The sequence below is a fragment of the Mycobacterium sp. SP-6446 genome (assembly GCF_001954045.1).
GTDB lineage: Bacteria > Actinomycetota > Actinomycetes > Mycobacteriales > Mycobacteriaceae > Mycobacterium.
Window position 1 is genome coordinate 1 of the sequence record NZ_MBEM01000249.1, and the last position, 13527, is coordinate 13527.

11 protein-coding genes are annotated in these 13527 nt (G+C 66.9%); 4 read left to right on the top strand and 7 right to left on the bottom strand.

What is annotated here, in order from left to right; all coding sequences use genetic code 11:
- The coding region (gene pruA, locus A5736_RS22180) for an L-glutamate gamma-semialdehyde dehydrogenase (protein ID WP_076248585.1) at positions 1-1372 on the bottom strand (1372 nt) is incomplete at its 3' end.
- Positions 1373-1455: 83 nt separating this feature from the next.
- Between pruA and A5736_RS22185 the strand changes: the two genes are divergently transcribed.
- Complete coding sequence (locus tag A5736_RS22185) at positions 1456-3048, top strand: CdaR family transcriptional regulator (RefSeq protein ID WP_076248587.1); 1593 nt, start codon at positions 1456-1458, stop codon at positions 3046-3048.
- 13 nt (positions 3049-3061) lie between these two features.
- Here the strand turns inward: A5736_RS22185 and A5736_RS22190 are convergent, their stop codons facing one another.
- Genes A5736_RS22190 through A5736_RS22200 form a run of 3 tightly spaced genes read right to left on the bottom strand, consistent with a single transcriptional unit; the run spans position 3062 to position 5190 of the window.
- Positions 3062-3973: an NHL repeat-containing protein gene (locus A5736_RS22190; RefSeq protein ID WP_175611359.1), complete on the bottom strand. Its 912-nt coding sequence runs from the start codon at positions 3971-3973 to the stop codon at positions 3062-3064.
- Positions 3974-3986: 13 nt separating this feature from the next.
- Positions 3987-4898 (bottom strand): hypothetical protein, encoded by a 912-nt coding sequence (locus tag A5736_RS22195; protein ID WP_076127825.1) that lies wholly within the window; start codon positions 4896-4898, stop codon positions 3987-3989.
- A 13-nt stretch (positions 4899-4911) separates the two neighbouring features.
- Positions 4912-5190, bottom strand: a complete 279-nt coding sequence (locus A5736_RS22200) for a hypothetical protein (protein WP_076127822.1) — start codon at positions 5188-5190, stop codon at positions 4912-4914.
- A 145-nt stretch (positions 5191-5335) separates the two neighbouring features.
- On the opposite strand from A5736_RS22200, the gene cysD reads away from it, so the two are divergent.
- The 3 genes from cysD (at position 5336) to A5736_RS22215 (ending at position 9470) form a co-directional block, all read left to right on the top strand.
- On the top strand, positions 5336-6256 hold the full coding sequence (gene cysD, locus A5736_RS22205; RefSeq protein WP_076248591.1) for a sulfate adenylyltransferase subunit CysD: 921 nt from the start codon (positions 5336-5338) through the stop codon (positions 6254-6256).
- Complete coding sequence (gene cysC, locus A5736_RS22210) at positions 6256-8175, top strand: adenylyl-sulfate kinase (RefSeq protein ID WP_076248592.1); 1920 nt, start codon at positions 6256-6258, stop codon at positions 8173-8175. Before cysD ends, cysC begins: the two co-directional genes overlap by 1 nt.
- Before the next feature lie 176 nt (positions 8176-8351).
- Positions 8352-9470 (top strand): YeiH family protein, encoded by a 1119-nt coding sequence (locus A5736_RS22215; protein ID WP_076248594.1) that lies wholly within the window; start codon positions 8352-8354, stop codon positions 9468-9470.
- 6 nt (positions 9471-9476) lie between these two features.
- On the opposite strand, the gene A5736_RS22220 is transcribed toward A5736_RS22215, so the two are convergent.
- The 3 genes from A5736_RS22220 to A5736_RS22230 form a co-directional block, all read right to left on the bottom strand.
- A complete protein-coding gene (locus A5736_RS22220) occupies positions 9477-10721 on the bottom strand; it encodes an alpha/beta hydrolase (RefSeq protein ID WP_217695773.1) in 1245 nt (414 codons plus the stop codon).
- Complete coding sequence (locus tag A5736_RS22225; RefSeq protein ID WP_076248598.1) at positions 10718-13093, bottom strand: APC family permease; 2376 nt, start codon at positions 13091-13093, stop codon at positions 10718-10720. The genes A5736_RS22220 and A5736_RS22225 overlap by 4 nt, the downstream gene beginning before the upstream one ends.
- A 100-nt stretch (positions 13094-13193) precedes the next feature.
- Positions 13194-13527: aminotransferase class I/II-fold pyridoxal phosphate-dependent enzyme (locus A5736_RS22230; RefSeq protein WP_139333506.1), on the bottom strand; the 334-nt coding region annotated here is incomplete at its 5' end.

The following is a 13527-nucleotide window of genomic DNA, read 5'->3' on the forward strand; positions in this document are numbered from 1 at the left end:
CCGTCAGCGCGTAGCGAGATCCGGTGTCGATGACCTCGAGGATGCGCTCGTACTGCTCATCGGGATACACGTGCACCGACAACAGCGGGCCGAAGTACTCGTTCGCGAACGATTCGTCGGTCGGATCGTCGGACAGCAGCACGGTCGGGCGCACGAAATACCCGATGCTGTCGTCGTATTCGCCGCCCACGGCGATGGTGATGGCCGGCGCGCCCTTGGCTCGCTCGATGGCGTCGACGTTCTTGAGGAAGGCGCGCCGGTCGATGAGCGCGCCGCCGTAGTTGGTCAGGTCGGTGATGTCGCCGTAGCGCAGCGCGGCCGTCTCGCCCAGGAAGTCGTCGCCCATCCGCTGCCACACGGAATGGGGAATGAAGGCGCGCGACGCGGCCGAGCATTTCTGGCCCTGATAGTCGAAGGATCCGCGAATCAAGGCCGTGCGCAACACATCCGGCCGCGCCGAGGCGTGTGCGACCACGAAGTCCTTGCCGCCGGTCTCGCCGACCAAGCGCGGATAGCTGTGGTAGTGACCGATATGGGTGCCGACCTGGTACCACAGCCGCTGGAAGGTGGCGGTCGATCCGGTGAAGTGGATGCCCGCCAGCCGCCGATCCGCCAGTGCCACATCGGAAACCGCGAAGCCGTCGCCGGCGACCATGTTGATCACCCCTGGCGGCAACCCGGCGGCCTCGAGCAGTTGCATGAGCAGGTACGCCGACAGGGTCTGGGTGATCGACGGCTTCCACACCACGGTGTTGCCCATCAGCGCCGGCGCCGTCGGGAGGTTGCCCGCGATCGAGGTGAAGTTGAACGGTGTGATCGCGTAGACGAAGCCGTCGAGCGGGCGGTAGTCGCTGCGGTTCCACTCCCCCGGTCCGCTCACCGGCTGCTGGGCCAGGATCTGGCGGGCGAACGCCACGTTGAAGCGCCAGAAGTCGATCAGCTCGCAGGGCGCGTCGATCTCGGCCTGATAGACCGACTTGGACTGGCCGAGCATCGTCGCGGCGGCGATTTTCTCCCGCCACGGCCCCGCCAGCAGGTCCGCGGCGCGCAGGAATATCGCGGCACGCTCGTCGAACGGCATTGCCGCCCAACCGGATTTCGCCGCGGTCGCGGCCTCGATGGCGGCGGTCGCATCGGCGTGCACGGCGTTCGTGAGGGTGCCCAGCGTCGCGGCGTGCCGGTGCGGCTGGACGACGTCGATGCGCTCGCCGTCACCCATGCGGTGTTTGCCGCCGATGACATGCGGGAGGTCGATCGGGTGGTCGGCCAGAGCGGCCAATTCGGCACGTAGGCGAGTGCGTTCTGGCGATTGCGGGGCATAGTCGTGGACCGGCTCGTTGGCCGGCAGCGGGACCTGAGTGATCGCGTCCATGTTGCCAGGATCCTCGGCGCGGCCCGGCGTTGTGTTGGCTGATCAGACAACATCAGGCCCTCTTGATAGTAGAATCGGACAACATGCGGGTTCCTGGCGTCGGGCTGGGTCAGCTGCTGCTGGCGCTGGACGCGACCCTGGTCAGCCTGGTGGACGCGCCGCGCGGCCTGGACCTTCCGGTGGGCTCGACGGCGCTGATCGATTCCGACGATGTGCGGCTGGGCCTGGCGGCCGCGGCCGGATCGGCCGACGTGTTCTTCCTGCTGGGAGTGACCGATGACGAGGCCCTGCGCTGGGTCGACAATCAGGCGCGCGAGCGGGCGCCGGTGGCGATTTTCGTCAAGGAACCGTCGGACGCGCTGGTGACCAGGGCGGTCGAGGCCGGGTCGGCGGTGGTCGCCGTGGAGCCGCGGGCCCGGTGGGAACGGCTCTACCAGTTGGTCAATCACGTCCTGGAACACCACGGCGACCGCGGCGATGCGGTGGATGACTCGGGCACGGACCTCTTCGGCTTGGCCCAGTCACTCGCCGACCGCATCCACGGCATGGTCAGCATCGAAGACGCGCAGTCGCACGTGCTCGCCTATTCGGCCTCCAACGACGAAGCCGACGAGCTGCGCCGCCTTTCCATCCTGGGGCGCGCCGGCCCGCCCGAGCATTTGGAGTGGATCGGCCAGTGGGGCATCTTCGACGCGCTGCGATCCAGCGACGAAGTGGTGCGCGTCGCCGAGCGCCCGGAGCTGGGTCTGCGGCCGCGGCTGGCCATCGGAATCCATCAACCCGGGCCGCGCAAGCCGCCCGCGTTCGCCGGCACGATCTGGGTGCAACAAGGGTCGCAGCCGTTGGCCGACGACGCCGAGGAGATGCTGCGGGGCGCGGCGGTGCTCGCCGCCAGGATCATGTCGCGGCTGCTGGCGCGGCCGTCCACGCATGCGCGGCGGGTGCAGCAGGTTCTGGGCCTGACCGACGCCGAACCGGCCGACGTGGCCGCCGTCGCGGCCGAACTCGGTCTCGCGACGCACGGGAGCGCCGCGGTGATCGGCTGGGACACCGCGGACGCCGATGCCCGCCATGCGCGGTTGCCTGACGTCTTGGCGTTGAGCGCCAGCGCTTTTCGTCGTGACGCCCAGGTCGCGTCGAACGGCTCACGGATCTACGTGCTGCTGCCGCAGACCGCGACGACGCGGTCGGTCACCTCGTGGGTCCGCGGCACCATCGGCGCACTACGCACCGAGCTCGGTGTCGAGCTGCGGGCCGCCATCGCCGCGCCGATCGCGAGCTTGGCGGAGGCCGCCGCGGCACGCATCGAGGTAGACCGGGTGCTCGACAGCGCTGAGCGACACCCGATTTCGATCGGTCAGGTGACGTCGCTGGCCGAGGCGCGTACGACCGTTCTGCTCGACGAGATTGTCACCCTGGTCGGCGCCGACGAGCGGCTGGTCGATCCGCGGATACGCGACCTGCTCGCGCGGGATGCGGTGCTGGCCGAGACGCTGGGGGCCTACCTGGACAGTTTCGGTGACATCGGCGCCGCCGCGCAGTGGCTGCAAGTTCATCCGAACACCGTCCGCTATCGGGTGCGGCGGATCGAGAAGCTATTGTCGACGTCCCTGGCCGATCCCGATGTGCGACTACTGTTTTCGCTTGGGTTGCGGGTGCTGGAGCGCTCGGCGTGAGTCCGCCCGGGCACTAGCCAGCGGTCAATTTCACCACCCGGTTGTTGCCGTGGTCGGTGACATAGACGCTCCCGACGGAATCAACCGCGACACCGCTCGGGCCATCGAGACCAGTGAACGGGAGCACCCGGTGCAGGCCGGTCCGCGTCCCCAATTCCATTACCTGAGAGCCCTTATGCTCAAAAGACTGGGTCGCATAGAGGTTGCCGGAGGAATCGACCGCAATCGCGGCAGGGTTGAACAGGTCCGGAAAGCGCAGCGTCCGCCGGTCCGCGGAACCGGCGCCCAATACCTCCACCCGGTCCGTGAGTTGCTCGACGACGTAGACGTTGCCGGCGGGGTCGACCGCCAGCCCTCCGGGGCAGGCGAGTCCGGCGAATGGCAACACTTCCTGGGTGTGCGATCCCGCCGCCAGCTTGACCACCCGGTGCAGAAGACACTGTGAGACATAGAGGTTGCCGGCCGAATCGACGGCCATGCCCGTGGGTGACTCGGGGCCGGCGAACGGCAGCACCCGCTGGGTGTTGTGCCTCGCGGCCAATTCCACCACCCGATCGTTTTTGTCGAAGGTGTACACGCTTCCGGCCGAATCGACCGCCACCGAGAAAGGTTTGTTGAGGCCCGCATATGGGAGCACCTGCTGCGCCCCCGATTCGGGCGCTATCTTCACGACCCTGTTGTTGGCGCCGTCGGCGACATACACGTCGCCGGCCGAATCGACCGTCAGCCCTTCCGGTCCAGAGAGGCCCGTGAACGGCAGCACGGTCTGCGACTGGGTTCGCGCGGGATGCGGGTTGCCGTCCGACGGCCGCCGGGCCTGCTGGTGGTCGTACACCACGAACCCGGCGAGTGCCGCGATGATCGCGGTCAGTGCCAGCAAGCCGATACGAAGCCCGTTGCCGCCGATCCGTGGTGGAACCCGCACTTGCCGACGCAACTCAGCGGGCTGGTGTCGGGGTTGGCGCCGGGGTCGTGGTCGGGCTCGGGCTTGTCGATCCATCCGGCCACTGCACCTGGCCATTGATGATCTTGATTCCGCACGTCACGACGTCTTGGCGAAGTTTGTCCCTCTCCCGCATGAGGCGATCCTCCTCGGCCTTGAGGGCTTCCGTTTCTTTTTGGTATTTGGCGGCGGCCTCGCGCTGAACCGGATCGTTGATATCGAATTCGTGCGGTTTGAGGTTGTGCTCGTTGACTCGGCGTTCGAAATCGGTCCACCGGCGATCGAAATCGTCTACTTCCCGATGTAACTTTGCGACGTCTTCGGGATCGCACTTCGGAGTTGGGGGCGGCGTCGTGGTCGTGGTGGTCGGATCATCTTCGGGGAACGTAATATTCGCGATGCCGTTCAGGGCGTTGGTGGTTCTGCTCGCAATCTGCTGATCCATGCCGACCAGTTGCACGGCGCTTTGGCGAATACGGGCAGCAAACGCTTCTGCTTGGGCCTGCCTTTCCGCGCGTTCGGCGGAGGATCCGCCGCTCCAGCGATCAGTAACCGCGAAATCGTCACCGACCTCGAACCCGGCGTCCTCGGCGTCCTCAACCGCGTACCGCACTCGGGATCTGGCCGCGTAGAGCTCGGAGGCACCGGTGCGAGCGACGGTGGCCGCCGTGTGCAACTGCTCAACTAACCCGCTGACTTTTGCCTTGTCGCCTGCGGTCCGGCCGTGCAGCGCCTCGGCAGCATGGCCGCTCCACTCGACCGCTACGCTGTCGCGCCAGATCTGAGTGAAGACTTCATCCCACTGATTGCCGGTCGATGTCCAGGAGTCGGCCGCCTGGGTGAGATGCTCGGTGGGCCAGTCCAAAAGCTTGGACAAACTCGGAAACGATCCGCCAACGGCCGCCATCGCTACACCGGTTCTAGCGGGCCACTGTGGCGAGTCTCGCCGACGAATTGGCTTCATTGGTGACATACCGAGTGTCGGCTTCGGCGACTTTCGTCGCACCCGTCTGCACCCTCGTCCTCAGCGACGTCGCCGCGGCCGCTACCGCGACATGCCCCGCGTCGACGGCCAGCGCGCTAGGCTGACACGACAATCCCAGCGTCCGTGGCGCGCTAACGCCCAGCGTGGCGGCCTGCGTCTGCCACCGGGCGGACATGATCTGCAGGTCTGCTACACCCACCCGCAGCTCGGTCATGCGAGGAGTGTACGACTTGTCGGGGGCTTCGGGTATTCACCCGCCAACCGCGGCACGAGAGCGGCCGGCGAAGCACAAGAATTATGTTCAACGTGAACGTAATTCACCGTGTTCCATAGGTTTTCCCTACGGTTAGTCTTGCTCAATGGCGGTTAGCACGAACGGGGCACGGCGCGTCGACGAACTGCGCCTGCTGGAGGCCGAAGCGGTCCACATCATCCGCGAGGTCGTGGCTGAGCTGGAGCGCCCGGTGCTGCTGTTTTCCGCCGGCAAGGACTCGATAGTGCTGCTGCGGCTGGCGGAAAAGGCGTTTCGGCCGCTGCCGCTGCCATTTCCGGTGATGCATGTCGACACCGGCCACAACTTCGACGAGGTGATCGAATTCCGGGACCGCAGGGTCCCCGGCCACGGGCACAAGCTGATCGTCGCCTCGGTACAGGAATCCATCGACAGCGGCCGCGTGCCCGACCCGGGACCGGGGGCGTCGCGCAACCGGGCGCAGACGCGCACGCTGCTCGACGCGCTGGAAGCGGGCGGCTTCGACGCCGCCTTCGGGGGTGCGCGCCGCGACGAGGAACGGGCCCGCGCCAAGGAACGGATCCTGAGCTTCCGCGACGAGTTCGGCCAGTGGGATCCCCGCGCCCAGCGACCGGAGCCCTGGTCGCTCTACAACGGCCGCATCAAAAAGGGCGAGCAGGTGCGAGTGTTCCCGCTGAGCAACTGGACCGAACTCGACGTGTGGCGCTACATCGAGCTGGAGAATCTCGAACTCCCGTCGATCTACTACGCCCACGAACGCGAGGTGTTCGAGCGCGACGGGATTCTGCTGGCGGTCTCGCAGTACGCCGGACCGCGCCCGGGCGAAAGCTCCGCCGTGGAGTGGGTGCGCTACCGCACGGTCGGCGACCTGACGATCACGGGGGCGGTGCGCTCCACGGCCACCGACATCGGCCGGGTCATCGCCGAGATCGCCGCGGCGACGGTGTCCGAGCGCGGCGAGACGCGCGCCGACGACCGCACGTCGGCGGCCGCGATGGAAGACCGCAAGCGAGAAGGCTACTTTTGATGACGAGCACGAACGGTTCAGAAAAGCCCTTGCCTCCCAAGGGCATAACGCGCCAGCTGCTGCGCATCGCCACCGCGGGCTCCGTGGACGACGGGAAGAGCACCCTGATCGGACGGCTCCTGCACGACACCGACAGCCTGCCGCTGGACCACCTGGAAGCGGTCACCGACACCGAGGGTATCGCGGATCTGGCCGCACTCTCGGATGGTCTGCGCGCCGAACGCGAACAGGGCATCACGATCGACGTCGCCTACCGCTTCTTTGCCACCGACACCCGCAGCTACATCCTGGCCGACACCCCCGGCCACGAGCGTTATACCCGCAATATGTTCACCGGTGCCTCCAACGCGCACGTCGCCATCTTGCTCGTCGATGCACGCGCCGGGGTGTTGCGCCAGACCCGCAGGCACGCCCGCATCGCAAAGCTGTTGGGCATCAAGCACTTTGTCGCGACGGTGAACAAGATCGACCTCATCGACTTCGACCAGGGCAAGTTCACCGAGGTTTCCGACGAGCTGCGACAGTTGGCGGCACGCCTCGGCGGCGTGGACATCACCGTCATTCCAATCGCCGCCAAGCATGGGGACAACGTCGTCCACCGCTCCGAGCGCACCCCGTGGTACGGCGGCCCCACGTTGCTCGAGTACCTGGAGGGCATCGAACTGGCCGCGCCGCAGGCCGAGCCGGCACGGCTGCGCCTCCCCGTGCAGTGGGTGTCCCGACCGACCGCCGACGTGCGCCGTCGTTATACCGGGCGCCTGGCGGCGGGAACGCTGAGCGTCGGTGACCCGGTGGTGTCGCTGCCCGCCGGCACCCGCTCGACAGTCACCGGCGTGGACACCCTCGACGACGAACGCACGACTGCCGTTGCCCCGCTGTCGGTTTCGATCGAACTGGCCGACGACATCGACGTGGGCCGCGGCGACGTCTTCGTCAGTGGTGCCGAGGATGCGGTTCCGCCGGTACTGGCCCGGGAGCTCGACGCGACCGTGTGCTGGTTCGTGGACTCACCGCTGCGCGCGGGCGATCGGCTGGCCCTCAAACAAACCACCAAGACCGTGCGGGCAACCGTGCAGGCGCTGCACACGCGGCTGGACCCCGAGACGCTCGACGAGCTCGACGGCCCGGTTGAACTGGCGCTCAACGACATCGGCACCATCACGCTGCGGACCAGCTCGGTCGTCATCGCCGACAGGTACACCGACAACCGTGACAGCGGCGCGTTCATCCTGATCGACGAGACCACCAACGACACCGTTGGCGCCGGCACCATCGTCGAGGCACGGGAGGTCAAGCCGGGCGCGCATCCGCGCACCGACATCCGTTGGCATCCGTCGTCGCTGGACCGCGGCTACCGCTGGCGGGCCACCGGACAGCCCGGCGCGACGATCTGGTTCACCGGACTGCCCGCGTCGGGCAAGTCGACGATCGCGGTGGCCGTCGAGCGCGCGCTCGTGGAGTCGGGGCGGGTGGCGTACCTGCTCGACGGCGACAACCTGCGCCACGGCCTGTCCGACGATTTGGGCTTCTCCCCCGGCGACCGCGCCGAAAACATCAGGAGGGTCGGGCATTTGACTCGGCTGCTGGCTGACGCGGGCGTCGTCGCGCTGGCATCACTGGTGTCACCGCTGAAGTCGGACCGCGAAATCGCGCGTGCCCTCAACGAAGCCGCCAAGCTGCCCTTCATCGAGGTCTACGTCGCCACCTCGCTGGCCGAGTGCGAAAAGCGGGATCCCAAGGGCCTCTACGCGCGCGCCCGTAGCGGCCAGCTGTCCGGCATGACCGGCGTCGATGCCCCGTACGAGGCGCCGGAGAATCCGGACCTGCTGCTCGACACCACCAGCGCCGGCATCGACGACCTCGCCGCGCGGGTCATCGATCTGCTCAACGAACGCAGCCCGCGCCCGCCGGCCCGCTAGATTCACCACGATCTAATCACTTGGCCGCCGAGGCCGCGCACGCAAATGTGAGCGCGTGAGTGATTGGCGCGAGCGAGCCGGCTCGATATCGGTGGACTGGTGGGCGACCCTGGTCGCCGGGGTGATCGTCGCGTTGGCGGTGGCCGACGCGCTGCCGAAGATTCCGTGGTGATCGCGTGAGCACCACCGGACTCGAACGCGAAGCGACGCTGGACGAGCCTGCCTTCACCAGCCGCCGGCCGCTGGACTACGTACCCGGCGTGGTGTTGCTGATCGCCGTGGGGCTGCTCGGCAAATACGCCCAGATCTGGTGGAACGCACTGGCCAAGCATGAACACTGGCGGGTGCCCGATATCGAATACGTGTTGTGGGCCATCGTGATTGGGCTTGTCATCGCCAACACCGCCGGACTGCACCGGATATTTCGACCGGGCGTGCAGACATACGAGTTTTGGCTCAAGGCCGGGATCGTCGTGCTCGGAGCGCGTTTCGTGCTCGGTGACGTCGCCAAACTCGGCGGGCTGAGCCTGCTCCAGATCTTGGTCGACATGGCGGTCGCGGGCACCATCATCATCGTCGCGGCGCGCGCCTTCGGGTTATCCGGCAAGCTCGGTTCGCTGTTGGCGATCGGTACGTCGATCTGCGGGGTGTCGGCGATCGTGGCCGCCAAGGGCGCGATCCGGGCGCGCAACTCCGACGTCGGCTACGCCATCGCGGCGATCCTGGCGCTGGGGGCGGTGGCGCTGTTCGTGTTGCCGCCGCTGGGGCACGCGATCGGGCTGACCGATCGGGAGTTCGGGCTGTGGGCGGGCCTGGCGGTGGACAACACCGCGGAAACCACCGCCACCGGTTACCTGTTTTCCGACCACGCCGGCAAGATCGCCGTGCTGGTCAAGTCGACCCGCAACGCGCTGATCGGGTTCGTCGTGCTCGGCTTCGCGCTGTATTGGGCCGCGCGCGGCCAAGCCGACGAGATCGCGCGCGGCGCCAAAGCCAAGGCCGAGTTCGTCTGGCAGAAGTTCCCGAAGTTCGTGCTCGGCTTTCTGGCGGTCTCGGCGATCGCGACCGCAGGCTGGCTGACCAAGGGCCAAACCGCGAACCTGGCCAACGTATCGAAGTGGGCGTTCCTGCTAACTTTCGCCGGAGTCGGACTCAACACCGACATCCGGCAGATCGCGCGGACCGGATGGCGGCCGCTCCTGGTGGCCGTCATCGGGCTCGTCGTCGTCGCGGCGGTCTCGCTGGGGATAGTGCTGCTGACCTCCCGCGTATTCCATTGGGGTGTCAGCGCTTAACGGCGCCTATACGGAAACCGCACGCTTCGCGTAGATCTCGGCGAGGAACTGCTCGACGGCCACCGCGGCGTGTGCCGCGCGGGCCGACCCGAAGATGTCGAAAGCGTGCTGTGCGTACGGTAATTCGGCATAGACGACGGGCTGGCGGCTGACCTCGGTGAGCCGCGCGACAAAGCTGCGGGCCTGTTCGACCGGGATCAGCGAGTCGTTGGTCCCGTGCAGCACGAAGAACGCCGGCGCATCGTCGCTGACGTGTGTGATCGGCGAGGCGATGCGAAAGGGCTCGGCTATCTCCGTCCTGCTCAGCTTGAATACCTGCTTCGCCACCATCGGCACCATCAGCGGATGCATGGAGTCGTCGTTTCGGGTGAAGTCGTAGACCCCGTAGAACGGAACGGCCGCGTGCACCCGGGTATCGGCCTCCTCGAAACCCGGCTGGAACCGCGGATCATTCGGCGTCAGCGCGGCCAGCGACGACAGGTGCCCGCCGGCCGAGCCACCGGTGATCGCGATCCAGTCCGGGTCGCCGCCGTAGGAGGCGATGTGCTCTTTGGTCCACGCGATCGCGCGCTTGACGTCGACGATCTGGTCGGGCCAGGTGGAGCGCGGGCTGAGCCGGTAGTTGATCGCGACACAGATCCAGCCGAGCTCGGCCAGATGACTCATCAGCGGATGTGCTTGTCCCCGTTTGTTTCCGGTCACCCACGCGCCGCCGGGGACCTGCAGCAGCACCGGGGCGCGACCGCCGCGGTCGAGGTCGGGCCGTCGCCAGATGTCGAGATGATTGCGCGAGCCGTACTCCCCGTAGCTGATGTCGCCGTCGTGCGCGTAGTCGCGATAGATCCGCAGCATTCGGGCCACACCGGGTTTCTTCGCGGTCGCGCCGCCGGGCGCGGGCCGCCGCCACAGATCGCCCGACTCGGTGCGACGATCGTGACCCAGCCCGGCATCCAGCGCGGCGGTCAGCGGCTCGTTGGCATTGCGCCCGACGTGGCGCAGACCCAAGAGCCCGAGCCAGGACACCGCCGACAGCAGCCAGCTGAATCGGCGTACCCGCGGCGGCAGGCCGCGTGCGACCGACGCCAGCGCCGCGAACTGTACGCCGAGCGATTGCATCGGAAGTTCCGACGCGAAAACGCCGTAGCCGAACGCATACATGGCGCCGTACGGCCGCTTTGTCAGCGGGCGGTAGCCATTGGCGGTGAATGCGAAGCTCAACACCGAGATCAATACGGCTGCCAGTCGTTTCACGCCTGTCCTTTCTGTTCCCCGGATTCCCCCGAATCGCCGGCTCTGCCGGCCTTCGCCGGGTCCTCAATCACCTGATATGTCGGGTCGACCAACGACATGGGCCGGTTGCCGGTCTGCTTGGGCTTGCCGGTGATCCGCAACAGCTGCCCAGGCTGGATGTCTGCGCCCCCATGTCCTGGACGGAACGTCACGCTGATCTCGCCGCTGTTATCGCCGATGACGACCTGCCGCCGGGTCCGCCTACCTTCATTGACGTCCTCGACCTGATTCACCCGTCCTTCGAAGGTGGCGCGCTGGCCGGGGATTAGTCCCGCCACCGTAATCACCGACGGCCCAGGGTCGGGGTGTTCATACGCTTCGACCTTCTCCTCTTCGTCCTCGTTAACCCAGGCCTCCACCTTCTCGAGCTCGCGCGCGATCCGTTGCTCGAAGTTATCGGGGTATGCCTGCTGGATTCGCGACTGCACGTCGTAGGGCACGATCGTCGCCGCGGCATCCGGGATCAGGCTGACCGCGCGGGAGACCTTGTCCGCGGTGCGGTCGTGCAGCAGCCGACCCAGCAGCGGCGCATACGTGCGACGTGGCAGCAACACCGTCACATTGGTGTTCCGCTGCTCATCGCGCGCCTTGGCGACCAGCATCTGCGCGGCACGGGTGATCCGACGGTCCGGGCAGTCCACCACCCGCAGTGGCGTGTCGAGTTCAAAGTGATCCCAACGCTTTCGGATCAGCTGCGCATGGGCTTCATCGACCATGAAGTGCACGGCGACAAGCTCGTCGGCGCGCAGCCCCCGGCCGTAGCGCAGCGCCTCGATGACCGCGAGGTCGACCGAGTTCACAAACACGAAAACTTTGTGCCGCGCGTACTTCACCAACTCCGGGCGGTCGGTGCGGAACATCTCGAGAATGGCCGCCTCGGCACGATATTCGCGGTTGAGTCGCATCAGCACGAACACCAGTAGCGGGAAGACGACGACGACCAACCACGCGCCCTCGGTGAACTTAGCGACCGCGAAGATGCCGACCACGATGGTCGACAGGATCGCCGCGGAAAGGTTGATCGCCAGGCGGCGTCGCCAACCCGATTCCCGGTGCGTCAGATGATGTTTGGTCATTCCGTAACCGGCCATCGAGAAGCCGGTGAACACGCCGATCGCGTAGAACGGGACCAACGCGTTGACCGACCCCCCGGTGATAATCAGCAAGGCTACCGAGAGCGCCGTCAACGCGATAATTCCGTTCGAAAACACCAGGCGGTGACCGCGTTTCGTCAGCTGGCGCGGCAGGAATCGATCTTCTGCGACGAAGCTGGCCAGCGCAGGGAATCCGTTGAAACTGGTGTTTGCGCCCGTGAAAAGGATGGCAGCGGTGGATGTCTGGACGAGAATATAGAGGATGTCACCGATTACACCGTGACCGAACACCGCGCGCCCGATTTGCGACAGGACCGACGGATACTCGGTGACATACGGTGTGGCATGGGTGACGTAGGCGAGATAGGCGACACCGGCCAGTAAGAAGCCGAGAATAGTGGCCATAGCGGTGAGCACTCGACGCGCGTTGCGGCCCTGCGGCTTTCGAAACACATCGACGGTGTTCGAGATTGCCTCGACCCCCGTCAGCGACGAGCCCCCATTGGCGAACGAGCGCAGCAACGTCAGGACGGTCGCGCCCATCACCAATCCGCCACCCTGCTGGACTGGCACCGTGCCCGGCAGGTGCGCGGGGTCGTACACCGGTAGATCGCCGAATGTCACGCGAAGGATACCGACCACGATCATCAGGCCGATCATGACGACGAAGAAGTAGGTCGCGAATGCGAACTGCCAGCCCGCCTCCCTCAGTCCGCGCAGGTTCAGGTAGCAGATGACCAGCACCACCGCGACCGTGATTTGCAGGCTGTGCGGACCCAAGACGGGGATCGCCGATACCACCGCCACCGTCCCGGCTGCGGATTGCACCGCCACGGTGACCACATAGTCGATCAACAGAGCCGCGGCGGCGACCTGCGCCACCCGCGGCCCGAAGTTCTCCCGCGCCACGATGTAGGAACCGCCGGCTCGGGTATAGGCCATGACGACCTGCCGATACGACGCGGCAACCAACACCAGAATCAGCAAGATGACGCCCGTGATGGGAAGCAACAACACAAACGCCGCCAGCCCTGCACGCGGCAGCAGTTCGATCAGGATCTGCTCGGGCCCGTAAGCGGTCGACGAGATCGCGTCGGGCGAAAGCGCTCCCAGCGCAACCGGATTCGATAGCTTCTCGGATGCCAACTCCTCGGTGATCAGCGGCTTGCCCAGAAAGACACGCTTGGCCAGGTCCCCTATTGACACCGGGATCCGCAGCTTGCCAGCCGAAGTTGTCACAACCACATCCTTACCCGAGGTCGGAGCGCCTTCGATGCATTCTGCCGCCCGCCCCGGCCGCGCGGCAGGCGGACCGGCCATATTCGTGGCCGGGCGGCGATCAGGCCCCGGGCGGCGCGGTGAGCCGGTCCACCGCGGCCGCGATGCGCTCGTCGGTGGCGGTCAGCGCCACGCGCACGTGCCGGGCACCGCCGGGGCCGTAGAACTCGCCGGGTGCGACCAGGACGCCGCGCTGCGCGAACCACGCGACGCTGTCCCGGCAGGGCTCGCCGCGGGTGGCCCATAGGTACAGGCCGCCTTCGGAAAGGTCGATGACAAACCCGGCGGAGCGCAGCGCCGGCGCCAGCGCGGCCCGCCGCCGGGCGTATCGCTCGCGCTGCAGCTTGTCGTGGACGTCGTCATCCAGCGCGGCCGCCATCGCGGCCTGCACCGGC

Excerpts from the sequence above, each read along its gene's own strand:
- A5736_RS22185 (WP_076248587.1), top strand. The coding sequence starts at position 1,456 with ATGCGGGTTCCTGGCGTCGGGCTGGGTCAGCTGCTGCTGGCGCTGGAC.
- A5736_RS22195 (WP_076127825.1), bottom strand. The coding sequence starts at position 4,898 with ATGGCGGCCGTTGGCGGATCGTTTCCGAGTTTGTCCAAGCTTTTGGAC.
- A5736_RS22200 (WP_076127822.1), bottom strand. The coding sequence starts at position 5,190 with ATGACCGAGCTGCGGGTGGGTGTAGCAGACCTGCAGATCATGTCCGCC.
- cysD (WP_076248591.1), top strand. The coding sequence starts at position 5,336 with ATGGCGGTTAGCACGAACGGGGCACGGCGCGTCGACGAACTGCGCCTG.
- cysC (WP_076248592.1), top strand. The coding sequence starts at position 6,256 with ATGACGAGCACGAACGGTTCAGAAAAGCCCTTGCCTCCCAAGGGCATA.